The organism is Bacteroidota bacterium (genome assembly GCA_020402865.1).
Classification (GTDB): domain Bacteria; phylum Bacteroidota; class Bacteroidia; order Palsa-965; family Palsa-965.
Window position 1 is genome coordinate 15,991 of sequence record JADBYT010000009.1, and the last position, 25,543, is coordinate 41,533.

The following is a 25,543-nucleotide window of genomic DNA, read 5'->3' on the forward strand; positions in this document are numbered from 1 at the left end:
TGGAAGTTGGAGCGAACCTGAGTGTGCAATAAAATTCCACCTGCCCGGGCTTTCCCTCCGGCCCGGCCGCAGAAAAAAAATCTGCGCCCGGTCCTCCGCTCAATCCCGGCTATATATTCCAATCTCCTGTGCAATAAAACACCTTCAATTCCCGTCACTTAACCAAACCCGGCAACCACCTGCCCGCCTTTCACTGCCAAGTGCACATTAAACACTAAAAATCCGGCCAAATACGTATTTTTGGCAGCTCGCAACGCTATGTATTCATTATTCGTCAAAGAAATACGCGCCTTTCTCAGTTCCCTTATCGGGTATATTGTTATTGTGGTGTTTCTGCTCGCCATCAGCCTGTTTATGTGGATTGTGCCGGGCGAAACCAATGTACTCGATATTGGCTACGCCGGGCTCGACACACTCTTCAGCATTGCGCCCTGGGTGTTTCTGTTCCTCATCCCGGCCATTACCATGCGCTCCTTTGCCGACGAAAAGAAGTCGGGCACCATTGAACTCCTGCTTACCCGTCCGCTCACCGATATGCAGATTATTCTGGCCAAGTATTTTGCCGGACTGGTGCTGGTGTTGTTTTCACTGCTTCCCACGCTGGTTTATTTTTACAGTGTAGGTGAGTTGGGCTATCCTGAATGGAATCTCGACACGGGCGGTACGTGGGGCTCTTACATTGGTCTTTTACTGCTCGGCTCTTCGTTTGTGGCAATGGGCATTTTCAGTTCGTCGCTCACCGACAATCAGATTATTTCCTTTGTGCTGGCTTTTGTACTGAGTTTTTTCTGTTACGTAGGGCTTGAGCAGGTGAGTTCACTTTCACTATTTGGCGCGGCCGATACATTTATTGCATCGCTGGGCATCAATGCACATTACAATGCACTCAGCCGCGGCGTTATCGACACGCGCGATGTGGTGTATTTCCTGAGCTTCAATTTCCTTTTCCTCTTATGTACACGCACCGTGCTCGAAAGCCGGAAATGGTAAAGCCGTGAAAAAGAAAAACAACCGCAAATCCGATCTGCTGAATCTCCTGCTGGGCGTGGGCATTATCGTGCTGCTCAATACGGCATCCAACTATATTTTTGCCCGTTTCGACCTCACCGCCGAAAAGCGTTACACGCTTGATGAAGGTACCCGCGATATGCTGGGCAAACTCAAAGATGTGGTGTTTGTGCAGGTGTATCTCGAAGGCGATTTTCCGCAGGGTGCCGGCGGCTTTAAACGGCTGCGCGACGAAACCCGCATCATGCTGGATGAATTCCGGGCATGGGGCGGCGACAACATTGAATACGAATTCATTGATCCGAACGAAAATCCCGATGCCGCCCAACGCCAGAAACTTGCCGAACAGCTTATGGAGCGCGGCCTGCTTCCGTTCGAAGTAAAAGTAAACGGCGAAGACGGAGCCACTTCCACACAGCGCATTTTTCCCGGCGCTATTGTCACCTACAATGCAAAGAAAACCGTCATCAACCTGCTCAGCACCCGTCGCGGCGCCAGTGGCGATGAACAACTGAACAACTCGGTGCAGGAGCTCGAATACGAGTTTTCAAACGCAATACGCAAACTCCAAACCGTAAACCGTCCGCGCGTAGCCGTGCTGCAGGGCCATGGCGAACTCGACTCACTTTACATGGCCGATTTTGCCGGCGCGCTGGGCGAGTATTACGATCTGGAATATGTAACCCTCAACGACCAGCTGCGTGGCCTGCGCGATACCATGCAAAAGGCCGATCAGATCCGAAACAAATATGCCGCCCTCATTGTAGCACGACCCGATACAGCCCTGAGCGACAAAGAACAGTTTATCGTGGATCAGTTTGTAATGTATGGCGGGCGCGTGCTGTGGATGGTGGATCCGGTGTATGTGGATCTGGACAGCCTTGCACTTACTGGCAATACTTACGGACTGCCCAACACGCTTGGCGTAGAAGACATGCTTTTCCGCTGGGGCGCACGCCTGAACAGCAATCTGGTGCAGGATCGTTACAGCACACCCATAGCCATAAACGTAGCTCCGCCCGGCGCACAGCCGCGCATCGAACGCCGTCCGTGGCTTTTCTACCCCATGCTGCGGCCCGAAAGCCAGCACCCCATAGTGCGCAACCTCGATGCTATCCGCAGTACTTACCTGAGCACGGTAGATACCGTGGAAACCACCTCGCCGGTAAAGAAAACCATCCTGCTCACCAGCTCCAAAGAATCGCGCGTGGTGAATACGCCCACCCGTATTTCACTCGCCATGACCCGCTTTCAGTTCGACCGGCGCATGCTCAACAAGCCGTTTCAGCCGGTTGCGGTATTGCTGGAAGGAAAGTTCGACTCGTACTTCAAAAGCAAATTTCTGCCGGCCGAGATCAAAACCAATCCCATTATCGGTTACAAGGAGCAAAGCCCCGAAACGCGTATGATTGTGATTGGCGACGGCGAAATTGCCGGAAACGATGTGCGCAACGGACAGGCCATGCCGCTGGGTTACGACCGCAATTCGCCGCAAAGCGGGGCATTGTACGCCAACAAGGAGTTTTTGCTCAACTGCATGAACTACCTGCTCGACGGGAAAGAGTTGCTTTCGCTTCGCTCGCGCGAGGTAAAACTTCGTTTGCTCGACCGCGACAGCATTTCGCAGCACCGTTTAAAATGGCAGGCCATAAATACAGGAGTGCCGGTAATTATTGTAGCACTCTTTGGCTTTGCGCGCATGATTTTGCGCATCCGCCGCTATGGCAGCCGCAAGCCATTGCAACCGAAAACAACCTGAATGCAACCGTCTGAAAATTGACGCTGACCACCGGCAAGTTTTTTTGCATTTGCCCGATTCCTGTGCCCATATTTGAAACGCCATCCCGCCAAATAATCTAAGTATGAAAAAAGCATTACTCCCTTTACTCCTTGTGCTTGGCCTTGGCGGCCTTGTATTCTGGCTCGTTACCCGCAATAAGGGAACCACCCTAAGTGAAGAACTCCGCGATTTTGCGGTGAGTGATACCGCCTCGGTAACCAAAGTTTTCTTTGCCACCAAGCAACCCAAATCGCTTACACTTACCAAAGAAAGCAACGGCACCTGGCTGATAAATGGTAAATACCCCGTTCGCCGCGATGCGATGAAAATACTCATGAACACCATTCATGGCCTTTCCGTACGCGAACCGGTGAGCCGTCTGGCTAAAGAAAATATCATCAAAAACCTCGCCGCCAGCGGCACCAAAGTCGAAATTTATCAGGGCGATAAACTAGCCAAAGTCTATTTCGTAGGCGGCGAAACACCCGACATGCTGGGCACTTACATGCTGCTGCGTGATGCTGAAACCGGTGCAAACTCATCGGAGCCGTTTATTATGGAACTCAAAGGCTTTAACGGCTACCTCACTCCGCGCTATTCCACCAATCCCGACGACTGGCGCGAGCGGACGGTGTTTAAGTATTTTGTGCCCAACATCCGCTCCATCAAAGTAGAACACCGTGCTTCAAAGGAACAGTCGTTTGAAGTGCGCCAGACCTCGCCAAGTAACGGTTTCGGACTTTATTCCACCAGCGGACAGCCCCTGCCGTTTGACACGGTAGCCGTGAAACAATATTTGTCGTATTTCAATTTCATTGGTCACGAAGGACTCGCTGTCAATCTCAAACCCACGCAGCAGGATTCAATACTACGCAGCACACCTGAGCATATTATTACGGTTACCGATGCGCAGGGTAAAGTAAACCGCGTGGCCTTGTACCTGAAAAAGAACGATGGCATGGCCCCGCAGGATTCCACCGCAGCCATGCCGCCAGCCTACGACCCCGACAGAATGTATGCTTACAGCAGCATGGAAAAGGAAATGGTGCAGGTACAATACTTCGTATTCGGCAAACTGCTTATTACACCTGAATATTTCAGGAAGGCCGGGGAATAGATTTTCGGATAATTTTTGGTTTTTTTTGGAGAAACCCTTGACAAGGGGTGTGGGCGGATTATACCTTTGGGGAAATTAAAAAAGGAAGAAAACATGAAGGAAGCTAAAGAGTCGGTTGAAATTTCATCCATAATTAACCACAAAAATGGCGAGGTTACTTTATTCCTCTCCAACATTTCCGGCGGTCCCATTGTTACCGGCAAAAACATGGAAGACGCCAAATCCAAAATGAAAGATGCATTCGGCATCAGCCTCGTAGCTGCTTCTTTCGAAGATGGCATACACGCCATACACGCCAAAAATAGTTTGCTTGATCTGGAAGAGAAGTTGAAAATCAATGATGTGAAGTTGAACCAGAAATTTGCAAACTGATGCTGAGAAGACGATCCCTCGAAACCATACTCGAAGAAAACGGCTGTTTCCGCAAATCACTCCGCGGCTTAAAAAATGATTATCCCGAAATTTATGCAGCATTAAAGGCTGGTTGTATGGCAGTAGAAGCCTATACCATGCTTGAAGTATTAGAAAACCGATGGCAAAGTCTGGATCAGCATTATTCCATCTGGTTAAAATCGGGTCTTGATTATCCGATTGTGCTTGAAATTAAAGACGAGTATCCCGAACCGGAAGTAATGATACTCGCGCAGAAGCTGGGTATTGCAGCAGAAATTTTGCAGGAAATAAGCGAAGCTACTCATTAACAATTAATTGAACTCAACTTCAACTTGTTAACACCTGTTCAAAAGTTGGTTAAAAAATGCGGGGCAATGCCCCGCATTCGGTTTTGAAAGGGCTAATTTTGCAGGATAATTACATAAAACCAGCTATGAAATTTATTGTTTCCAGTTCAACACTGCTTCGCCAGCTTCAGATGCTGAACGGTGTGCTCAACTCCAGCAACACCCTTCCTATACTTGATAATTTCCTTTTTGAAATAGACAAGGGGCAGCTTACCGTTTCGGCTTCCGACCTGGAAACAACCATGACCACACAGCTCAATGTGGAGTCGAAAGACAGCGGTAATGTAGCTGTGCCGGCAAAACTGCTCATTGACACCCTCAAAACATTCCCCGAGCAGCCACTTACATTTTCGGTTGACAAAAAGCGTTTTGCCATTGAAATTGCCTCTGACCACGGTAAGTACAAAATCACCGGTCAGAATGGCGATGAATTCCCCAAAGCGCCTTCACTCGAAAACGCCAACAACATTGAAATGGATGCCAGCGTGCTTTCACGCGCGGTGGCCAAAACCATTTTTGCCGCCGGTAACGATGAGCTCCGCCCCGTAATGTCGGGTGTGTTTGTGCAGTTTACCGAAGAAAACGCCACTTTTGTGGCTACCGACGCACACAAACTGGTACGCTACCGCCGCAGTGATGTAAAATCAACCGGTGCCGCTTCATTTATTCTTCCCCGCAAACCGCTCAACCTGCTCAAAAATATTCTGAACAGCGTGGAAGGCATTGTACGCATTGAGTACAATCCCACCAACGCACGCTTCTCGTGGGGCATCGCTGCCGACGGCACCGTGGGTACCACACTTGTGTGCCGCCTCATTGATGGTAAATACCCGAATTACGAAGCCGTAATTCCCAAAAACAACCCCAACAAACTGAGCATTGATTCCGGCGCCCTGCTCGGCTCCATTCGCCGTGTATCTATATTCGCCAACAAAACCACCCATCAGGTACGCCTCAAAATTGCCGGCAGCGAACTCAATATCTCCGCCGAAGACCTCGACTTCTCCAACGAAGCCGTAGAACGCCTCACCTGCTCCTACTCCGGCGACGATATGGAAATCGGCTTCAACTCCAAGTTCCTGCTCGATATGCTTACCAACGTGGACAGCGACGAAGTAGTGATCGAACTCTCGGCACCCAACCGCGCAGGTATTCTTCTGCCCGGCAACAAAGCCAACGACGCCGAAGACACACTCATGCTTGTAATGCCTGTAATGCTCAACAACTAAGCATACCCCGGTTTTATATACAACATTGCGGAGAGGTAAATAACCTCTCCGTTTTTTTATTACCTTAATCCAATGACTGAAATAGATAGCCCCGAAAAGCCGGATGAAATGCCCGATTTCCCGGATGATCTGATCACCATAGCCCGCTTTTATTACCTCTACGAAGCCGAATTGCTGGCTGGTAAACTCGAAGCCGAAGGCATTGAAGCATTTATTCCCGATGCCATGACCATAAGTGTGGATCCGTTTCTGGCCAATACCCTTGGCGGCATCCGCGTACAAATACGTCAGGCCGATGCCGCACAGGCGCAGACAGTACTTGCTGCCCTGCAAGAAAACAAGACGCCGCAACCCGGCAAGCCCGAATTTGTAACACACAACGGCAAAAAAATGCGCCTCAACAAAGGTGTGTGCATGGAGTGCGATGCCGCCGGCATTTACATTACGGTGCAGCCGTTTTGGCGTTCAATTCTATCGGGTGTGGTGGCGCTGGGTATTGACCTGCCTTTATCGCCGCCGCGTATTTGCTGGTGCAGCGAATGCAATGCCGAATGGAAGTTGTAAACTAATGCAGCGCGAAAAGTGCAACTATGCTTTCCGGCCGCGCAGCATTTCGCGTTTGCCGGGTGGACCTTGCAGACGTTCCACCATAAATCCGGCGGCCTGAATGTTACGGCGCACCTGACCTTTGGCGCAGTAGGTGGTTAGTATGCCGCCGGTATCCAATGCAAAATACATTTTCTCAAATACCTCCTGTGTCCACAATTCAGGCTGTACACGCGGGGCGAAAGCATCAAAATAAATCAACTCAAATTCGCCGGGCTTTGGTGTAAATGCATCAAGTGTGCAGTGCATTTTTTGCAACGTAAATCCGGTAGTAATCGGAACGGCTTCATTCCACACCGCATCATGCAATTGCGCAAACACGGTTGCATCGCCCTGCGCGCCTTCGTGCAAGGCATAGTTGAGCTGTGTGGCCTGCTGCGGATCAACCGGATAGGCTTCGAGCGACGTGTAATGCACTTGCGCATGGCCTGTTGCCAGCAAAGTAAGCCAGGCATTTAATCCGGTGCCGAAACCAATTTCGAGAATGCGCAATGCCTGCCTTTTTTTAAGCGCCTCGTCAAACCCCATGCGCATAAATACAAGCAGTGATTCCTGTATCGCACCGTGCACTGAATGATAATGTTCATTCAGTGCCGGTACGAACAGCGAGTGAGAGCCGTCGGCCGTAAGGATAAGTTCACGGTGACTGAAATCATTGCTCATGCGCATGCAGGTTACACCGATCGCCTGATTTTGAGTTCGGCATCGAGAACGATGCTGTGCGCTTCGGCAGGCGATTTTGATTTGTTGATGAGTGCCAGCAGGAGCTCGGCAGCTTCGCGGCCAATGGATTCGGCCGGCTGAGCCATTGCGGTGAGCGGCGGCTGCAAGAGCGGAAACACATCAATATCGTCAAAGCTGACCAGCGCCACTTCGTCGGGAATGTGTTTGCCTGCTTCGCGCAGGGCATTAATTGCCGCAATGGCAAGGCGGTTGTTTGCCGTAAAAATGGCATCCACCGCATCAGGCCCCTGCGTAAGCTCCTTTACGGCCGCCGCAGTGGCTTTGTCAACATCGCTGAAAGGCACTTCGCGCAAAAGATTGGTGATGTCGGCCATGCCGGCCTTCGCCAGTGCATCTTTCCACCCAAGCACACGGTCGCGCACCGAACTGAGGTGGGAAGGCCCGATAGAAAGCATGGCAATACGCTTGCGCCCTGCAGCAATCAGATGCTCAACTGCCTTTTCGGCACCTGAGCGGTTGTTTACGCCCACAAACTGCCGGTTTAAACCCGGCAAATCGCGGTCGATAAACACCAGCGGATAGTTTTGCTCAATCATTTCCGAAAACGGCTGTACATCAGTTTGTGCTGTACACACAATAATGCCTGCTGCACGCTGGCTTTGCCGGATAATGTGCAGCAACTGATTTTCGCGCGCCGTATCTTCATCGGCACTGCACACCATCAGGTAATAACCGGCTGTAGAAGCGGCATCCTCAATGCTGCGGGCTATGCGCGAGAAAAAAGGGTTGGAAATGTCGGGCACTATCAGCCCGATAATTTTTGTGCGTCCCGTACGCAGTGAACTGGCTACACTGTTGGGGACATAATTCAACTCGGCAGCTAATTTTCTTACCGCTTCCTGAGTTTCTTTCTTAATCCCAAACTGGCTACCTTTTCCGCTCAAAACCAGTGAGACTAAAGTTGGCGATACGCCAAGCTTACGGGCAATTTCGGCCATCGAAACCTTTGCCATACACTAAATCGGAAGCTGTGAGAATCGGGGGGAAAAGGTCGATGCAGCATTCCGGATGTAAAACTAATCCATTCGGCCGAACCGCAAAATTGTTTAGTAAAAAAATTAGTAACTGGGCGTTTTTAACTGTTAAGAGGTAATCTAAACACCCTTTATCGCTTCAGCAGCCCCAGTCCGACAGGAAATACAATATAAGCGGCACCGGCTACAATGTATATCCATACCAGCAGCCTGAAGGCAATATTGCGCGGGGCTTTGCGTGTGAGCCAAACAGCACCAAGGCAAAGGGGTTGTAAAAAGAGATTAAGCCAGAACGCAACAGCCATTCCGGTACTTGTTTGCCCCGGAGTATGCGTTTCGGCATTGAGCATAAAGAGGAAGAAAATCAAACCTGCCAGACCAGCGATTAATGCTGTGTTGAGCAGTCTTGATTTAGAATTTGGAAATGCCTGACGCATAAAACGAATTTATACAAAAACTCACTTCACTGCCCGAACATTTTGTACAAATGCATGTGCGGCATAGTTTTCGCGTATTTTTACCCTATGAATAAAAAATCGTTTTCCCTTGCGGCCTGCCTGTTGCTGGCTGTTTTTATTCTTCAAAGCAATAAATGCGAGAAAAAAGACGCCACACAGCAAACTGCATCGGCCGATATGGACCGGGTGCGCGACTCGATGCTGAAAGCAGATTCGCTGAGGGCAGCCTATGAAGCAGCTAAACGCGATTCGGTGCGTATAGCCGACGCGCAAGCATATAAGGCCTTGCAAGAGGATTCGACTCTTAAAGCCGACAGTGCCGCTGCCGCACAAATGCATCAGCACCGTCCGCACCCGCCGGCTTTACCGGTGGCGCCTGCTTATAAGGAAGGCCGTGCCGCACTCGATAAGTTTCTGACCGATAATACACGCTATCCCGAGCAGGCGAAGAAAAACAACATTACCGGCTTTGTGGTAGTTAGTTTTCTTGTAAAAACGGATGGCACACTTACTGATTTCCGCATACTCAAAAGCCTCGGCTACGGATGCGACGAAGAAGCATTGCGTGTGGCCAAACTCATGCCGCCATGGAACCCCGGCCGAAAAGACGGAAAAACGGTGGCGATGGAAATGAACGTAACCGTAAAATTCGGCACAAAATGAGGTGGTTGATTTTTGCGGCCGTATTGGGTTTTACCTCCTGTGCGCCGGAAGCGCCCGAGCAACAAACGCCACCGGCCGATACGCTGGCCGCGGAGGAACAATCAATCCCCGACACGGTAGCCTACATTGATACGTTTACTGTGCGTAAACCGCATCCGCTTACTCCGGCCGAAAAGGCCGAGCAGGATTCCATTCTGGCGCATGCCGCCGCAATGGCGCAACAAATAAGCGGCATTCAGAACGATAACGACGAAAGCCGGTACCGCCCTTCGCCAAAGGATGAACAGATTATCCTCAGTCCCGATGCAGCACCGCAGTTCAGCGGTGGCGAGGCAGCCATGAATGCGTGGCTGAAAAAGAACCTCGTGTATCCGCCCACGGCCTGGCAAAATAATGTGCGGGGCATGGTCATGGTGCGTTTTGTGGTGGAAACCGATGGCAGTATCAGCAACGCCACCATTACCCGCTCACTGAGCCCCGACTGTGATGCCGCAGCCATGCAGGCCGTACTGAAAATGCCCAAGTGGCTGCCCGGCCGTAAAGGCGGAAAAGTGGTGCGCACCGTGGTTACCCTGCCCCTGAGTTTTGTGCCGCAGGAGTAATAAGCTGTTAAACCTTGCTAAAGCCCGGCCCCGACATCCTCCGCAGGCAACCGGCTTTTATTATATTTGCGCTGATAACAAATAACATCGCTCGTGAATAACCGAATTTCCCTGTTGCTCAATGTGGTACTGCTTGCTGCGGTAGCCGTTTTATTTTACCTGCATTTCAAGGGCAATGCGTCCGGTACAGAAAGCCCGGTATCTGTAAAAAAAGATTCCGTATCGCCCAAACTTATGTTTGATGTGCCCAAGAATCTGGCCGGTGCGCGTGTATTGTATGTAAATATCGACTCCATTAACCTGCGCTACGATGCCATTACTGATCTTACCCGCGAAACGGAAGCGTACATGAAAAGTCTCGATCAGCGCTACCAGAAGCGCCAGATGGAGGTGCAGGAGCAGTATTCGAAATACCAGCAGCGGGCACAGGCACAAACCATCTCTGCCTCTGAAGCCGAGGCCGAAGAAAAATCAATCAACGCCGGCATGGAAGAGCTGGCTAAAATGGAACGCGAACTGAGCCAGCTGCAGAACAATGCCTTTAAGAAAAACGAAAAGATTGTAACCGAGGTTTCTTCCTACTTCAAAGAGTACAGCAAAACCAAGGGCATCGACTTTATTCTGGGCTACGGCAGTGCCAGCAATGTGCTTTACGCCAACGACAGCCTTGATGTAACGGCCGATGTGCTGAACGCACTCAACGCCACTTATCGTCAGACCAAGGGCGGCAAGAAATAATATTCACACACTGCCACATTACACCGGCCGCTCGAACTGTGTTCCTGCGGCCGGTGTTTAATTCATACACCACCATGAGCCAGATCAACACCTCCATGCTGCTTACCAAAATTATGTCGGTAGGCGAATTTCACGATGTATTCCGCATTGGCAACCGCCACCAGCCCACGGGCGATATTCCGCTGGCCGAAGCCGAACTGCGATTCAATTTGATGAAGGAGGAAAACGAAGAATACCTCGATGCCTGCCGCAAAGGCGATCTGGTGGAAATTGCCGATGCCCTCGGCGATCAGCTATACATTCTCTTCGGCACGATTCTCCGCCACGGACTTCAACATAAAATTGAAGAAGTGTTCGACGAGATTCACCGCAGCAACATGTCGAAATTAGATGCCGACGGAAATCCGATTTTCCGCGAAGACGGGAAAATTCTGAAAAGCGAATTGTATTTCCGCCCCGACATCAAAACAGTGCTGGAGCGGTAATTAAACGTTAGTTAGCGAATATCAAACCCGGCCACCTTATGGCCGTCGCCGGTTTGTACAAAAAACGTGCAGTTCTTCGTTTCGCCGTTACTTAATTCAACCCAATATGTAACGGCATGCACCGGAATCTGTGTATTGTCGATATTGGTATCCAGAATACCGGCAAGGCGGCTCAACTTTACATTACTTGTTTTGCTGAATTGTTGTGTGGCAATATTAAGCACCTGCCCGATCTGGTCTTCGCCGAGGTAAGTGGCATCACCGTCTTTGAGCAGCGCGTCTTTATTTCCGGCCAGCATGCCGCTCAGGTATCTGTTTGCCGAAGCTGCCGAAGCCGCGTACGACGCTATTTCAGCAGCCGAGAGTTTGTACACATTTTTCACCGCACCATCGTCTATTTTCACTTCTGTTTCGGCACCCATTGCCGCGCCCAGCTCCTGCGCTTTTACTGCCATGGCAATAGCCACACGCTGGTTGTCGAAACCGAGGCGTTTGCCCAGTGCAGAGGTGCCTGTTTCAATTTCCGAACTGCCGTTGCCGCTAATGTTGGTGGTTACCGTTACCGTTCCGGTTTCGAAATGTGCGCGCAACGCATTACCGGTTTCCATATTCTTCTTGATCTGCTCGCCGAGCTGACCGCAACCGGCCAGCAGCAGCACAACGGCAAAAATGGAGAGGGCTTGTTTCATGGAGGGAATGGTTAATGGTGATTCCAGGGTTTCTCCACAAAAAGGCGTACGATGAGTACAGCGCCTGAGATAAGGAGAATTAATCCTGCAATGATGTTTACCTTGTGAATGAATGTTTCGTTGAGGTATTGCTTGATGCGGCCGGCGGCGAGTGATTTAAGTACATCGCTGCCGAGGATGGTGAGCAGTGTGGCCGCAAAAAACAGGAAGATGAGCAACGGATTGAACTCGAAATTTTTGGAGGCCAGACTGAAAGCGCCCATCCAGAGAATAATCACAAACGGATTAAACATATTCATGAGAAATCCTTTGAGCGCCATTGAGCCGATGGTGGGTGTAACCGGCTCTATCGCTTCGCCATTGTCTATGCTTTGCATTTGAGGTTTACGCAAAATCTGCGCAAGTCCGTAGCCGATCAGCAATACACCGCCGGTGAGTCCAACCACAATGGAATATTTCGGGTCCATAATGATTTTCGAAATTCCGAAATAGGTAAGCAGCAGATAGACCAGATCACTGATAAATATGCCACCGGCCATGGCTATGCCCGAACGGTAACCATAGCGCAAACTGGTTTGGATAAGTCCGAAGAAAGCGGGCCCCAGTGAAAAACTGAGCGCAAGACCAAGAATCATTCCCTGACCGATGGCGCTGAACATGAGTTATACGGTTTGAGTTTTGAATTCGCCAACAACCGCTTTCCAGCTTTCCAGCCGATCGGCTTTAATTACGCGCGGGAACTTGTGCTGTCCGCCGGTTTTACCCTGGCGGCGCATCCATTCGCGGAACGCCTCAACGGGGACAATTTCCACAATTACTTCTTTCAGAGCTGCTGTACGTTCTACCCGGTAATCGTCGTTCAGATCTTTCAGGATATCATCAATACAAGTGCGCAGTGTGTTTACATCCACCTGATCGTTGGTGCCGATGTACCAGTGATGTGCAAAGAGGTTTTCGTAATTGATACCGGCCACGGTAAACTCATTGATGGTGATATTGAGTTTTTCAGACGCAAGATCCACCGCGCGGTTCATATTGTCTTGCGAGAGATGCTCGCCGCAAAGGCTGAGGAATTGTTTGGTGCGGCCGGTAATCAGTATTTCTGCGTTTTCTACAGAAACGAATTTGATGGTGTCGCCAATGAGGTAGCGCCAGGCACCTGAGCAGGTGCTGATGAGCAGCGCATACTCAGTATTTTCTTCCACTTCGGCAATGGTGAGTGTTTGCGGATTCCTCACCATCGATCCGTCGTTGGCAAAATTATCTTCGTTAAACGGCACAAACTCGAAGAAGATGCCATTGTCGAGCTGAAGGCGCTGCGCAGAGGCATCGGGATGGTTTTGAAACGCCATAAAGCCTTCGGAGGCCAGATAGGTTTCGAGGTAGCTGATGGGACGGCCGAGCAGTTTATCGAGGCTTTTCTTGTAGGGTTTGATGGATACACCGCCCCACACGTACAGCTCAAGATTGGGCCAGATTTCGTGCACGTGGCTTACGTTATAGTGCTCGCAGATGCGTTCAAACAAAATCTGGATCCAGGCCGGCACGCCGCAAATAACGCCAATGTCCCAGTTTTTGGCATTGCGCACCATTTCGTCGAGTTTATTGTCCCACTCACGTTCGCGCGAAATGCGCCGGCCGGGTTTGTAAAAATGCTGGAACCAGAACGGAATGTTTCCGGTGGTGATGCCGCTGAGATCGCCGGAGTAGTAGGTGCCGTTGTAATTGAGGTGTGTGCTTCCGCCGATCATCAGTATGCCTTTTTCAAAAAAATCGGGCGGCAGGGTGTAATGATTGAGTGCCATAAGCTGGCGGATACTGGCCCGGCGGATGGCACGCAGCATGTCTTTGGTAACGGGAATATGCTTGCTCGACGATTCGGAAGTGCCGGAGCTGAGGGCAAAATATTTTACGCGTTCGGGCCAGCATACAAATGCTTCGCCGTTGAGGGTACGGTACCACCATTTGCGAAACATGGAATTGTAATCATGCACTTCAACCGTGCGGCGGAATGCGCCCACAGTATCGGCATCGGCAAGCAGGCGGGTAAACTGGTAATGTTCGCCAAAAGCAGTAAACTCGGCCTTTGCCAGCAGCTTTTTCAGGGTACGTTCCTGCATCCGCCAGGCATCGCGGCGACGCAGCTTGGGCAACTTCTTCTGAAGCGCCAGCGTATTTTTCAGAATAGAACCCAGAATGGCCATATCAAATTACGTTATCGGTGGAGGATACGTGAAACAGCTAAAGCAAGCAGGGCTTGTTTGTTCAGCGAATGTAGCGGAAATCATGTCCGCTTTTTATGTTTCGCAGCGACTCAAGGATGAGATGGATCACATTTTCCACATCATCGCGGTGAACACTTTCAACGGTGGTGTGCATATAGCGCAGCGGCAAGGAGATAAGCGCCGAGGGCACACCGCCGTTTGAGTAGGCAAAGGCATCGGTATCGGTGCCGGTTGTGCGCGAGGCAACTTCGCGCTGGAACGGAATTTCGTTTTTGTTGGCCGTATCAATAATGAGCTGAAGCAGTTTATTGTGTACCGCCGGACCATAGGTAAGTGACGGGCCTTTGCCTGAAGCAATATCGCCCTGCGCCACTTTGTTCATCATGGGCGTTTGCGTATCATGCGTTACATCGGTTACAATGGCCACATCGGGCTTAATGGTTTCGGTAATCATTTCGGCACCACGCAGGCCTACTTCTTCCTGCACCGAGTTTACGATGTACAGCGCAAAAGGCAGCTTTGTTTTTTTCTCGTGCAGCAAACGCGCCACTTCCGCAATCATAAAACCACCCATGCGGTTGTCGAGCGCGCGCCCCACAAAGTAGCGGTTGTTGAGCATCATGAACTCATCTTCATAAGTCACCACACACCCTACATGAATGCCCAGTTCGGCCACTTCCTTATCGCTCGAACAGCCGCAGTCGAGAAAAATATTTTTCAGCGTGGGCGCTTCTTCACGGCCCGGTTCGCGGGTGTGAATGGCCGGCCAGCCAAAAACGGCTTTCACTATGCCTTTATCGGTATGAATATTCACCCGCTTGGAAGGTGCAATCTGATGATCGGAACCACCGTTGCGGCGCAGGTAAATAAATCCTTCTTTAGTAATGTAATGCACAAACCAGGAAATTTCATCGGCATGTGCTTCAATCACTACTTTATATTTTGCATCAGGGTTAATTACACCCGCAACTGTTCCGTAATTATCTGTAATGTAAGTATCTACATACGGGCGTACATAATCAAGCCAGAGGCGCTGGCCGGATGATTCGAAACCTGTAGGGGATGCATTATTGATGTATGCCTCCAGAAAAGCCAGCGACTTCTCTGTGAGCAGGGATGTTTTCTTCTTTTTTGATTTTGCCATAACAGCTACTTCATGTTTCTGTAAAGATAAGAACTGAATTCACTTAAAACCATTACCCTAAAATAATCTAAAACCACTATCTTGGCATTAGTAATTTGATTGCCAAATTAAATCCAGTTCTAATTACACTCAACACACCAATGAAAAAAATCAAATTAGCCGGAATTCTGGGTGGTTTGCTCACACCATTCCTGATGTTTGCCGGCCAGGGAGAAGGCGGACAGCCGCTGAGCTTCAAATTTTCGGATGCCGCCACGCGCGTGCCCGTAGCCATTACACCTGCTTTCAATGTCGATTCGGTAATGAGTGCCGCCTTGCAGCAGGATGCCGTAAAAGGGGCTTACAAATTTGGCTACAACCACTATGCGAACTACAACCTGCGCAATTCAGGCGTGTGGCAGACCTTGCCCGACGGCACCCGTTTCTGGCGCATGGGAGTGCGCTGTCCGGGCGCGCTTTCGGTAAACCTGGCCTTCAACAATTTCCACCTGCCCGAAGGGGCAAAGCTGTTTGTTTACAGCCCTGATCATTCGCAAATTCTCGGCGCATTTACCTCATCGTCGAACTTTGCCGATCAGCTTTTTGGAACCGAGCTTATTGCGGGCGAAGAAGTTGTTGTAGAATATTCAGAGCCTGCTGCCGTAAGCGGTCAGGGCACACTGAATATTTACCGCATTACACATGGTTTCCGTGGTGTGGCCGCATATGTAAGCAATATTTCGCGCGGCTTTGGCGACTCCGGCTCGTGCAACAACAATGCAAACTGCCCCGGAGGCGCAAGCTGGAGCGATCAGAAACGCTCGGTGGTGTGCCTCGTGTCGGGTGGCAGCGAATTTTGCACCGGCGCATTGGTCAACAATACCTGCCAGGACGGCACGCCCTACGTACTCACCGCCGACCATTGCGGCAGTGCCGACGGAAGCTGGGTATTCCGCTTCAACTGGGAAGCCGCAGGCTGCACCAATCCGGCCACAAACCCCAGCTCGCAATCGCTCAGCGGCGGCACTGCACGCGCCAGCAACCCCGGCTCCGATGTACACCTCTGCCAGATCAACTCAGCCATTCCGGCCAGCTACAACGTATATTACTCAGGCTGGTCGAACGCAAACGTAGTGGCCGACAGCGCCTGCTGCATACACCACCCTGCGGGCGACATCAAAAAAATAACCTGGGCCCGCAACCCCACCATTTCTGCCACCTACGGCAGTGCCGACTGCTGGCGCACCACGCAGTGGACATCAGGCGTTACCGAACCCGGTTCGTCAGGCTCGCCCCTGTTTGATCAGAACCACCGCATCATCGGGCAGCTCTTCGGAGGCCCCTCGGCGTGCAATGTACCCGCAAGCAGCCTCAACGACTACTACGGTAAATTCTCCACCTCGTGGAACACCGGCACCACGCCCGCCACACGCCTCCGCGACTGGCTGGATCCCTGCAACACCAATGCCGTAACGCTCGACGGGTACGACCCCAACACACCCACCGCTGCGCTCGATGCGCAAATGGCCGCCGTGGTTTCGCCCTCGGGCAATTACAGCGGATGCTCCGCCACACAAAACGAAAATATTGTGGTAAATCTGCGCAATGCCGGACTCAACACACTCACCAGCTGCACCATTAACTGGCAGATTGATACCAATGCGCCCACCGCCTACAACTGGACCGGCTCGCTCAACAGCGCTCAAATTGCTACGGTAACGCTGGGCAACATCGCATTGCCTGCCGGCTCGCACACACTCACGGTAACCGTATCGAACCCGAACAACGGCACCGACGGAAACAATGCAAACAATACCACCGTTTCCACCTTCACCTTTACCGTGATCGGCACCGCCATGCTGCCCGTGGCCGAAAATTTCCAGAACACACCCTTCCCCGGTATCGACTGGCAGATCATCAACACCGATAACGATGTAACCTGGGCACGTTCCACCACCGTGGGCAACGGCAGTACGGCCTCCATGTTTGTGGATAATTTCAACACCAACACAGCAGGCAAAACCGACAGCTACGTTACACCCGTGCTCAACTTTGGCAGTGTAACCGCCCCCGCCGCCATTACGTTTGATGTGGCTTACGCCCGCTATAGCAGCACCTACTCCGACACACTCGGCGTATTTGTAAGCACCGACTGCGGCCTCACCTGGACACAGGTGTTCCTCAAAGGAGGCACCACGCTGGCCACTGCGCCCGACAATAGCAACGTCTTTACGCCAAACGCTTCGCAGTGGCGCACCGAAACGGTGAACCTCAACAGCTACATTGGCCAGTCGTCAGTGCGTATTGCGCTGCGCAACATTGGCGGCTACGGCAATTTCCTGTACATCGACAACATTAACATTACCGTAGGTGCTCTTGCCGTAAACAGCCTTCAGGCAGGCACACCGGCGGTATATCCCAATCCCTCGGCCGGCGGCCTCTTCACGGTTGATTTCAGCCAGACACCTGCCGCCGAAGTACAGTGGTCGGTAATTAACGTAGCCGGTCAAACGGTTAAAGCCGGTCAGCAAAACAATCCTACTTTGCTGCCGCTCGATCTTTCGGCACTGGCGCCGGGCGTGTATTTCCTGCAGCTGCAAACAGAGGCGGGAGTAACTACGCAGAAGATCAGTATTACGGCGAAGTTGTAGGTAGTTTTAATGAGTATAAAGTGCGGGGGTGCCGGGATGGTGCTTCCGCACTTTTTTGTTTTGTGTTGTTTTGTTGGGGGGGATTCTTTAGGACGGTATTTGCATGGTGCGGAATCTATCAACAATATTTAATATAATAATTCCGTATTTTGTAGCTAAGAGCTTCCAGTAATTATGCAATAAAAATGAGCACAATTAAATTCATCATTCTATTGTATTTGCTTTCTTTCACCTCATGTTATGGTAGTAAAGAAAGTAGAAAAATAAAAAGAAGTAGTGATGTAATCAGAACATCAAAAGTAATTTTATATGCACATCATGACGGTGCGATAAGTTTTTTTAGTTTATATCTTCGAGAAAATAATTTCTTTACTATTAGAACAAATTCAGCGTATTTACATGACTTTTATGCTGGAACGTGGACAGAAAACAATGACACAATCAGACTGAATTATATTGACGGACATAAACCAGACTATGTCTTAGATTATGCAGTGAGGACTGAAAATGAAGTTATTTTTGATCGAGTAAACAGGGCAACAAAAATGACACTGACAATTATTTACACTAACAAAAAGTGATACTAAAAGCCTGCGCGCAATAGTTTTATAATATGGCTTGTAATATTCTGGGACGTTATACATCTATAATCGGTTAGAATTGCATAAGTGTTTCATGTGCATTCCCTTATTCTAAAAGAATCAAAAAGTAAACTATAAATCATTAAAAATTGACTACTGATTCTCCAACAACCAACTATGAAATTTATCCCGACTCAAATCTCCCGTATAAGTAGAAATTACCTTCCCGTTTCCATCTAAAAGTGCAAATACCGGATTATGCCCACTGTGCGTAAGTTCAATTTGAAAACCGCTGTAATACTCTCCTGTCCAAACAAAATTTCGTTTGTTAGCAGACAATGCAGCTCTTTTCGAATCAGACAACCTTATTCTTTCATCCACAAATAAATTTTCGAAAATAAAATTTGTCTGAATAAGCGATTTTATACTATCACTAAAAAGTATTTTATTCTCAAAATCCCGGCAATTGACACAGGCTAAACTATTAAAGCATATTACTGTTTTCTTATGACTATTTTTTCCTCTAAGAATGGCATCGTCTATCTCAAAACCGGTTTGATAATTTCTATAGTACTTACGATATAATGAATCATTTTGACACAGTGAATCGACAGTTCGGGAGCGATGATGATGACTAACACTACTATTTGTACATCCCAATAAATAACAAACGAAAATAGTTACGAAAGGGGCAATCAATTTATTGAGCGTGTTATTTAGTTTCATTGGGAGTTATATCTCTAACCAATAAATATCGTGAATCTACCCTTACTTCGACTTTCAAAATCAAAACAATCTCATCCTGCTTATCTTATGAAATTTCCTATATTCGGTTTACCAAAACCGGAAATCCATTTATGAGGCACTACTTACTACTGGCTGCAACGCTGCTCGTTTTCAGCACCGGGGCGATTGCGCAAACCGATACGGTAAAGGCCACTACCCTGCCGCCGGCTCAGGAAGCCGAGAAGTTTTACAACAGCGGCACCACCAAATTCAACAGCAGGCAGTACACCGAGGCCATTGCCGATTTTAACAAGGCCATTGAGCTGCGGGCCGATTTTGAGCAGGCGTATTACAACCGTGCCCTTTCGCGCATGGAGCTTACGCTGGTGAACGGTGCGCTTGACGATTTTTCGAAGTGTATTGAGCTGAATGCCGGCAACGACAATGCCTGGTACGGGCGCGGCATGGCGCGGCTTTCGATGGGCGATAAAAAGAGCGCGCTGGTTGATTTTTCGAAAGCCACTACGCTCAATCCGCAAAACGACAAGGCCTGGCACCAGAAAGGCGTGCTGCTGTTTGAAGAAGGCGATTACAAAACGGCCCTGAGCGATTTTGACAAAGCCCTGCAGCTGAACACCAAAGATGCCTACTACTGGAACGACCGTGGCAGCTGCAAACGGCAGCTGAACGACTTAGACGGGGCGCTGGCCGATTATCAGCAGGCCAACCGCGTAAATCCGGGCCTGTACTTTGTACACAACAACCTGGGCAGCGTGCGCCGTATGAAAGGCGATCTGAAAGGCGCCGTGGAAGCCTACACCGTGGCCGTGAACCTGAAAACCGATTACTACGTGGCTTACAACAACCGTGGACGCGCCAAGTTTGAACTGGGCGACTATGCCGGTGCCATTTCCGATTTCAACCGCGCCATACAGCTCAAAAACGATTATGCCTTTGCCTACGTAAACCGCTCGGCGGTGCGCTACAGGCAGCGCGATTACAAAGGCGCAGTGGAAGACTGCAACAAAGCCATTCAGCTGAACGACAGCTACGCCGAAGCCTACCTGAACCGCGGCATTGCCAAAGAAATGCTGCGCGATGCCACCGCCTGCAGCGATTTTAAACAGGCCGCCGCGCTGGGTTCGGAACAAGCCAAACAATATCTCAACGATTGCGAATAAGGAGGCATGTGTATGAAAAAGATACTGACTATTGTGGCTGCCGTGTGCATGCCGGTGCTTGTGTTTTCGCAGGATGTGTCGTTTGACGAAAAGAACTTTCCGGGAAAAGACAAAAAGGAAATTAAAGAAGCCCGCCGCAATTTCGACGACGGCAACAGCGTGTTTGAGCAGGCCATGGCCGTTCAAAACAGCGTGCTGAAACGCTTTGTGTCCGAAAACCACTATTACCCCAACGGCATAAACGAACTGGCCGGCGCGGGTGCCGAAGGTTTTATCATGGCGCGCGATGCCTATCTGAAAGCCAATGCGTTTAATCCGAACAATGCGCAGCTGAATTTTCGGCTGGGTGTATGTTATTACAATATTCCCAAACAAAAAATGATGGCGCTGGCCTATCTCGAAAAAGCGCAGAAGCTGAATCCGAATGTGGATGCCGATTTGCAATACTACCTCGGACGCGCCTATCATTTAACGGCGCAGTGGGACAAAGCCATTACCGCTTACCGCGCCTGGCAGCAGCCGCTCAACGCAAAGCCTACCGATAACCGCGACAAAATTGCCGATGCCAACCGTAAAATAGGCGAATGCCTGAACGGCAAGGAATACGAGAAAAATCCGGTGCGCGTGTTTATCGACAACCTCGGAAATGCGGTAAACAGCAGCGATGCGGAATATACACCCATCATTACCGCCGACGAAGCAACCATGATTTTCACTTCGCGCCGTCCCGGCACCACCGGCGGCAAGCGCGATGAAGACAATCAGTATTTCGAAGACCTTTACCTCACCACATGGACCAGCAGCGGCTGGAGCACGCCGGTAAACATGGGCAAACCGGTAAACAGCGAAGACCACGACGCCACCGCAGGCCTCTCGCCCGACGGGCAGCGCATGTACATTTACCGTCCGCGCAACGGCGGCGATTTGTACGAAAGCATCCTTACGGGCACACTTTGGTCGGAGCCGGAGCGGATGAACAAAAACATCAATTCCGAAGGGCACGAATCGTCGGTGTCGGTTTCTTTCGACGGAAAAAAACTTTACTTCGTAAGCGACCGCGAGGGCACGCTGGGCAACCGCGACATCTGGGTTTCGACCATGGATGCCAAAGGGCGCTGGGGCGAGTCGCAGAACCTCGGACCGGGCATAAACACCATGTACGGCGAAGAAGGTGTGTTTATGCATCCCGACGGAAAAACGATGTATTTCAGTTCGCAGGGCCACAAAAGCATGGGTGGCTACGATATTTTTAAATGCGAATGGAAAGACGGAAAATGGAGCGAGCCCGAAAACCTCGGCTGGCCCATTAACGGCCCCGACGATGATGTGTTTTTTGTAGTATCGGGCAATGGCCGGCGCGGCTATTTCTCATCGAACAAAGCCGACGGACTGGGCGAAAAAGACATTTACAAAATTACGTTCCTCGGTCCCGAAAAGCCGCTGGCACTCAGCAGCGAAGACAACCTGATTGCAGGTAACAATGTGCCGGTGAAAACCATTACAGCCGCGCAGCAGGTAGAAATAAAAACCGCGCAGCTTACCCTGCTCAAAGGCACCATAACCGATGCCATGACGCAGAAGCCCGTGGGCGCTACCATTGAACTGGTTGACAACGAGCGGCAGCAGGTAATTGCTACGTTTCCGGTAAACAGTTCCACCGGAAAGTACCTCGTATCGCTGCCCTCAGGTAAAAACTACGGCATAGCGGTGAAGGCCGAAGGCTATTTGTTTCACTCCGAAAACTTCGACATTCCGGCCATAGCCAGCTATCAGGAAGTGCAGAAAGACATAGCCCTGAAGCCGGTGGCCGTGGGCAGTGCCATTGTGCTGCGCAATGTGTTTTTTGATGTGGGCAAAGCCACGCTCCGCCCCGAATCGTTTACTGAGCTTGACCGCTTAGTGGCGCTGCTGAACGATGTGCCCACCATGCGCATTGAGGTTTCGGGGCATACCGACAACCGGGGCTCGGCCGAGATGAACAAAAAACTCTCGCAGGACCGCGCGAAAGCCGTGGCCGATTACCTCATCAGCAAAGGCATAAAAGCCGAGCGCATTGTGTGGGCCGGCTATGGTTTTGATCAGCCCATGGCATCGAATGACACCGAGGCCAACCGCCAGCTGAACCGCCGCACGGAGTTTAAGATTCTGAGCCGGTAACACACGCAAAAATCCGTACCTTTAACAATTGCAAAAGCTATTGTGTAAAGGAATGAAACGTTTGCATCGCTTACTCATTTTACTTGTGTGTTTCAGCGGATTGATGATTCCGCTGCGTGCCGCTTACATACTCATCCCGATGGATGAAACACAGCGCAACCACCTCAAAGCCTACGGCATTACCTACTGGGTGCTCGAAAAAGGCATAGAGGCACAGTGGCTGCTCAACTACCGCTACGGCAGTTTCCTGTTCAAATACGATAAGGCTTTTGAAAACGAATGCCTTGTGCGCGGCGTGTCGTTTGAAGTAATTCCCGATGCCAAGACAAACGCCATACTGGCCGAAATTGCCAACCCGGAAGTAAACATGGATGCGGTGAAACTTGAAAAGCCGCCCAAAATTGCCGTGTACACACCCGGCGGCAAACAGCCGTGGGACGATGCCGTGACACTGGTGCTTACCTACGCCGAAATTCCGTACGAAAAAGTGTATGACGAAGAAGTAATGCTGGGCAAGCTGCCGCTTTACGACTGGCTGCACCTGCATCACGAAGATTTTACCGGGCAGTATGGCCGTTTCTGGGCCGGTTTTGCCAATGCACCGTGGTACCGGGCCGAAGTGGCCGATAACGAAGCCACGGCACAGAAACTGGGCTTCCAGAAAGTATCGCAGCTTAAGCTGGCGGTGGCGCATAAAATACGCGAGTTTGTGGGCAACGGCGGCTTTCTGTTTGCCATGTGCTCGGCCACCGATTCTTATGACATTGCCCTTGCGGCCGAGGGCGTGGATATTTGCGAAAGCATGTTTGACGGCGACCCGGCCGATCCGGGAATGAACAACAAAATGGATTTCTCGAAGTGCTTCGCCTTCCAGAATTTCGTGCTCAAAACCAATCCGCGCGAATACGAATTTTCGGATGTGGACACCTACTTCACCCGCGAAATGCGCGGACTGAATGAAGACAATGATTATTTTACACTGTTTGATTTTTCGGCCAAATGGGATCCGGTGCCCACCATGCTTTGCCAGAACCATAAAAACATGGTGAAAGGATTTTGGGGACAAACCACCGGTTTTGATAAAACGAAAATCAAACCCGGCGTGCTCATTATGGGCGAAAACAAAGCCATTAACGAAGCCCGCTACATACATGGCGAGTATATGAAAGGCATGTGGACGTTTTACGGCGGCCACGATCCGGAAGATTACCGCCATAAGGTAGAAGAACCGCCCACAGAACTTGAACTCTATCCCACATCGGCGGGCTATCGTTTAATTCTTAACAATATTCTGTTTCCCGCCGCACGAAAAAAGCACCAGAAAACCTGACCAACGCTGCGATAAACAGAACGTTCAAACTACACACCAACTTACATTACATCAATGAAATCAATTCAGTTTCTGATTGGCGCGGCGGCGGCCTCGCTTTTTGCATTTCCGCTTTCGGCACAGGAGAAAAAAAATAAACCCGAAAGCACACTGAAATTTACCGTGGTGAAAGAAGCAAAAGCCACAAGTGTAAAAGATCAGTACCACTCAAGCACCTGCTGGATTTTCTCTACACAATCGTTTCTCGAATCGGAGTTTATGCGCATGGGTAAAGGCGAAACGGATCTTTCGGAAATGTGGCTGGTGCGTTGCGGATATATTGAGAAAGCGAAAAAGTACATGCGCATGATGGGCAAAACAAACTTTGCTCCGGGTGGCGAACCGCATGATGTGATAAACCTTGCTGCGCAATACGGACTGATGCCGCAAAGTGCTTACGCCGGTATGCCTGCCGGTGAAAGCAAAGTGAAACACGGCGAAATGGACAATGTGCTCAAAGCCATTCTTGATGCCCAGCTGCGACTTGAAGAAAAGCAACTTAATCCGAACTGGCTTGCCGCATTTACAGCTGTGCTGGACGCCTACCTCGGTGCGCCTCCTGTTACCTTTGAGGTGAACGGTAAGAAAATGAATTCAAAAGAGTATGCAGCTTCGCTGGGTTTCAATGCAGCTGATTATGTAGGGCTTACTTCATTTACGCACCAGCCTTTTTACAAACCGTTTGTACTGGAAATTCCCGACAACTGGTCGTGGGGCATGTTTCAGAATGTGCCGCTCAACGAGTTCAGCGCCATTACCGACAATGCGCTGATGAATGGTTATACGGTTGCCTGGGGCGCAGATGTATCTGAATCGTATTTCTCGCACCGAAGTGGTATGGCCATTGTGCCGGAAAAAAGCATGGACGATATGCGCAAAGGCGAAAGAGATTCGCTCTGGCTGGCTCCGTGCAAGGAAAAAACAATCACCCAGCTCATGCGTCAGGAAGCATTCGACAACCTGAGTACGCAAGACGACCACGGCATGCAACTCACCGGCATTTCAACAGACCAGACCGGGAAACGCTACTACATGGTAAAAAACTCATGGGGCACCAGCAATGAACTTGGCGGCTATTTTTATTGCTCGGAAGCATATTTCCAATACAAAACAGTAAGCATCCTCGTACACAAAAGCGCAATTCCGAAAGAGATTGCGAAGAAGATAGGTTTGTAATTTCCACAACATGAGCAATTATTTTAGTTGGGACGATCTGAAGCAGTTGAAGGCTGTGGAAGGACATACACTGAACCGGGTGATTTATCACTACTGGCAGAACGTGGCCAAACCGGGCGAGGCTTTTGAGTTTTTAGACAAACTCGAACTCGAATTTTCGGAAGGGAAAAAACTCATCATCGGCACCTCCGAAGAAACGGAAGCGGCGCTGGCATTGGCCATGGACTTTGATGCCGAAAAGCAGCATTTCCTTTTGCTTCACGAGTTTGGCGGCAAGCTGGGCATGCGCTCAGCCGATCTTTCGCAAAACGACCTTTGGACACCTGTACTTCACCACACACTGATAAGCTGCGACCTTGTGAAAGAAGGTGAATCATACCGCACAGACGCTGTGCTCCTCAATTTCGGCGAAGAAAAATTAGAAGTGCGCCCCAACGTAGAAGGCCTGCTGGTAGAGCCTTTTGAAGACATTTAAAAACCCTGTCATTTCTTCCTGCACCGGTTGTGGGAAAGAAATGACA

At 50.2% G+C, this 25,543-nt stretch carries 26 protein-coding genes; 18 read left to right on the forward strand and 8 right to left on the reverse strand.

Features of this window, described 5'->3' with window-relative positions; genetic code table 11:
* The first annotated feature begins 258 nt into the window (after nucleotides 1–258).
* The 7 genes from gldF to IM638_07365 all read left to right on the forward strand — a co-directional run bounded on the left by gldF (nucleotide 259) and on the right by IM638_07365 (nucleotide 6,438).
* A complete protein-coding gene (gene gldF / locus IM638_07335) occupies nucleotides 259–990 on the forward strand; it encodes a gliding motility-associated ABC transporter permease subunit GldF (protein ID MCA6362836.1) in 732 nt (243 codons plus the stop codon).
* 4 nt (nucleotides 991–994) lie between these two features.
* On the forward strand, nucleotides 995–2,767 hold the full coding sequence (gene gldG, locus IM638_07340; protein ID MCA6362837.1) for a gliding motility-associated ABC transporter substrate-binding protein GldG: 1,773 nt from the start codon (nucleotides 995–997) through the stop codon (nucleotides 2,765–2,767).
* 103 nt (nucleotides 2,768–2,870) lie between these two features.
* Nucleotides 2,871–3,905: a hypothetical protein gene (locus IM638_07345; protein MCA6362838.1), complete on the forward strand. Its 1,035-nt coding sequence runs from the start codon at nucleotides 2,871–2,873 to the stop codon at nucleotides 3,903–3,905.
* 93 nt (nucleotides 3,906–3,998) lie between these two features.
* Nucleotides 3,999–4,277, forward strand: coding sequence for a hypothetical protein (locus tag IM638_07350; protein MCA6362839.1), 279 nt, complete (start codon nucleotides 3,999–4,001; stop codon nucleotides 4,275–4,277).
* A complete protein-coding gene (locus IM638_07355) occupies nucleotides 4,277–4,606 on the forward strand; it encodes a hypothetical protein (GenBank protein MCA6362840.1) in 330 nt (109 codons plus the stop codon). The genes IM638_07350 and IM638_07355 overlap by 1 nt, the downstream gene beginning before the upstream one ends.
* Before the next feature lie 125 nt (nucleotides 4,607–4,731).
* On the forward strand, nucleotides 4,732–5,874 hold the full coding sequence (dnaN, locus tag IM638_07360; protein MCA6362841.1) for a DNA polymerase III subunit beta: 1,143 nt from the start codon (nucleotides 4,732–4,734) through the stop codon (nucleotides 5,872–5,874).
* Between the two features lie 72 nt (nucleotides 5,875–5,946).
* Nucleotides 5,947–6,438, forward strand: coding sequence for a DUF2007 domain-containing protein (locus IM638_07365; protein ID MCA6362842.1), 492 nt, complete (start codon nucleotides 5,947–5,949; stop codon nucleotides 6,436–6,438).
* Between the two features lie 24 nt (nucleotides 6,439–6,462).
* On the opposite strand, the gene mnmD is transcribed toward IM638_07365, so the two are convergent.
* The 3 genes from mnmD to IM638_07380 all read right to left on the reverse strand — a co-directional run bounded on the left by mnmD (nucleotide 6,463) and on the right by IM638_07380 (nucleotide 8,635).
* Nucleotides 6,463–7,143: a tRNA (5-methylaminomethyl-2-thiouridine)(34)-methyltransferase MnmD gene (gene mnmD / locus IM638_07370; protein ID MCA6362843.1), complete on the reverse strand. Its 681-nt coding sequence runs from the start codon at nucleotides 7,141–7,143 to the stop codon at nucleotides 6,463–6,465.
* Between the two features lie 11 nt (nucleotides 7,144–7,154).
* On the reverse strand, nucleotides 7,155–8,177 hold the full coding sequence (locus tag IM638_07375; GenBank protein ID MCA6362844.1) for a LacI family DNA-binding transcriptional regulator: 1,023 nt from the start codon (nucleotides 8,175–8,177) through the stop codon (nucleotides 7,155–7,157).
* Between the two features lie 152 nt (nucleotides 8,178–8,329).
* On the reverse strand, nucleotides 8,330–8,635 hold the full coding sequence (locus IM638_07380) for a hypothetical protein (protein MCA6362845.1): 306 nt from the start codon (nucleotides 8,633–8,635) through the stop codon (nucleotides 8,330–8,332).
* An 87-nt stretch (nucleotides 8,636–8,722) separates the two neighbouring features.
* Here IM638_07380 and IM638_07385 point away from each other — a divergent pair, with 87 nt between their 5' ends.
* From IM638_07385 to IM638_07400, 4 genes are all read left to right on the forward strand, one after another.
* Nucleotides 8,723–9,319 carry an energy transducer TonB gene (locus IM638_07385; protein ID MCA6362846.1) on the forward strand — a complete coding sequence of 199 codons (597 nt, stop codon included), beginning with the start codon at nucleotides 8,723–8,725 and terminating at the stop codon, nucleotides 9,317–9,319.
* Nucleotides 9,316–9,921: a TonB family protein gene (locus IM638_07390; protein MCA6362847.1), complete on the forward strand. Its 606-nt coding sequence runs from the start codon at nucleotides 9,316–9,318 to the stop codon at nucleotides 9,919–9,921. The genes IM638_07385 and IM638_07390 overlap by 4 nt, the downstream gene beginning before the upstream one ends.
* Nucleotides 9,922–10,014: 93 nt before the next feature.
* Nucleotides 10,015–10,659, forward strand: a complete 645-nt coding sequence (locus IM638_07395) for an OmpH family outer membrane protein (GenBank protein ID MCA6362848.1) — start codon at nucleotides 10,015–10,017, stop codon at nucleotides 10,657–10,659.
* A gap of 98 nt (nucleotides 10,660–10,757) precedes the next feature.
* On the forward strand, nucleotides 10,758–11,144 hold the full coding sequence (locus tag IM638_07400; protein MCA6362849.1) for a nucleoside triphosphate pyrophosphohydrolase family protein: 387 nt from the start codon (nucleotides 10,758–10,760) through the stop codon (nucleotides 11,142–11,144).
* Nucleotides 11,145–11,155: 11 nt separating this feature from the next.
* On the opposite strand, the gene IM638_07405 is transcribed toward IM638_07400, so the two are convergent.
* The 4 genes from IM638_07405 to IM638_07420 form a co-directional block, all read right to left on the reverse strand.
* Nucleotides 11,156–11,833 carry a hypothetical protein gene (locus IM638_07405; protein ID MCA6362850.1) on the reverse strand — a complete coding sequence of 226 codons (678 nt, stop codon included), beginning with the start codon at nucleotides 11,831–11,833 and terminating at the stop codon, nucleotides 11,156–11,158.
* Between the two features lie 11 nt (nucleotides 11,834–11,844).
* On the reverse strand, nucleotides 11,845–12,492 hold the full coding sequence (locus IM638_07410; GenBank protein ID MCA6362851.1) for a LysE family translocator: 648 nt from the start codon (nucleotides 12,490–12,492) through the stop codon (nucleotides 11,845–11,847).
* A gap of 3 nt (nucleotides 12,493–12,495) precedes the next feature.
* The gene (locus IM638_07415) at nucleotides 12,496–14,037 is read right to left on the reverse strand and encodes a GH3 auxin-responsive promoter family protein (protein ID MCA6362852.1); all 1,542 of its coding nucleotides are present in this window, start codon (nucleotides 14,035–14,037) and stop codon (nucleotides 12,496–12,498) included.
* Nucleotides 14,038–14,098: 61 nt separating this feature from the next.
* Nucleotides 14,099–15,202 (reverse strand): M42 family metallopeptidase, encoded by a 1,104-nt coding sequence (locus tag IM638_07420; GenBank protein MCA6362853.1) that lies wholly within the window; start codon nucleotides 15,200–15,202, stop codon nucleotides 14,099–14,101.
* Nucleotides 15,203–15,342: 140 nt separating this feature from the next.
* Between IM638_07420 and IM638_07425 the strand changes: the two genes are divergently transcribed.
* Both IM638_07425 and IM638_07430 read left to right on the forward strand, forming a co-directional pair.
* A complete protein-coding gene (locus IM638_07425) occupies nucleotides 15,343–17,832 on the forward strand; it encodes a T9SS type A sorting domain-containing protein (GenBank protein MCA6362854.1) in 2,490 nt (829 codons plus the stop codon).
* 185 nt (nucleotides 17,833–18,017) lie between these two features.
* A complete protein-coding gene (locus IM638_07430; protein ID MCA6362855.1) occupies nucleotides 18,018–18,413 on the forward strand; it encodes a hypothetical protein in 396 nt (131 codons plus the stop codon).
* A gap of 153 nt (nucleotides 18,414–18,566) precedes the next feature.
* On the opposite strand, the gene IM638_07435 is transcribed toward IM638_07430, so the two are convergent.
* Entirely contained in the window at nucleotides 18,567–19,139 is a 573-nt protein-coding gene (locus tag IM638_07435; protein ID MCA6362856.1) for a hypothetical protein, read from the reverse strand.
* Between the two features lie 131 nt (nucleotides 19,140–19,270).
* Between IM638_07435 and IM638_07440 the strand changes: the two genes are divergently transcribed.
* Genes IM638_07440 through IM638_07460 form a run of 5 tightly spaced genes read left to right on the forward strand, consistent with a single transcriptional unit; the run spans nucleotide 19,271 to nucleotide 25,497 of the window.
* Complete coding sequence (locus tag IM638_07440) at nucleotides 19,271–20,320, forward strand: tetratricopeptide repeat protein (GenBank protein MCA6362857.1); 1,050 nt, start codon at nucleotides 19,271–19,273, stop codon at nucleotides 20,318–20,320.
* Nucleotides 20,321–20,332: 12 nt separating this feature from the next.
* Nucleotides 20,333–22,477, forward strand: coding sequence for an OmpA family protein (locus IM638_07445; GenBank protein ID MCA6362858.1), 2,145 nt, complete (start codon nucleotides 20,333–20,335; stop codon nucleotides 22,475–22,477).
* Nucleotides 22,478–22,529: 52 nt separating this feature from the next.
* Complete coding sequence (locus tag IM638_07450; GenBank protein ID MCA6362859.1) at nucleotides 22,530–23,807, forward strand: asparagine synthetase B; 1,278 nt, start codon at nucleotides 22,530–22,532, stop codon at nucleotides 23,805–23,807.
* A 54-nt stretch (nucleotides 23,808–23,861) separates the two neighbouring features.
* Nucleotides 23,862–25,022 (forward strand): aminopeptidase, encoded by a 1,161-nt coding sequence (locus IM638_07455; GenBank protein MCA6362860.1) that lies wholly within the window; start codon nucleotides 23,862–23,864, stop codon nucleotides 25,020–25,022.
* Nucleotides 25,023–25,032: 10 nt separating this feature from the next.
* Entirely contained in the window at nucleotides 25,033–25,497 is a 465-nt protein-coding gene (locus IM638_07460; GenBank protein ID MCA6362861.1) for a hypothetical protein, read from the forward strand.
* The last annotated feature ends 46 nt before the right edge of the window (nucleotides 25,498–25,543 follow it).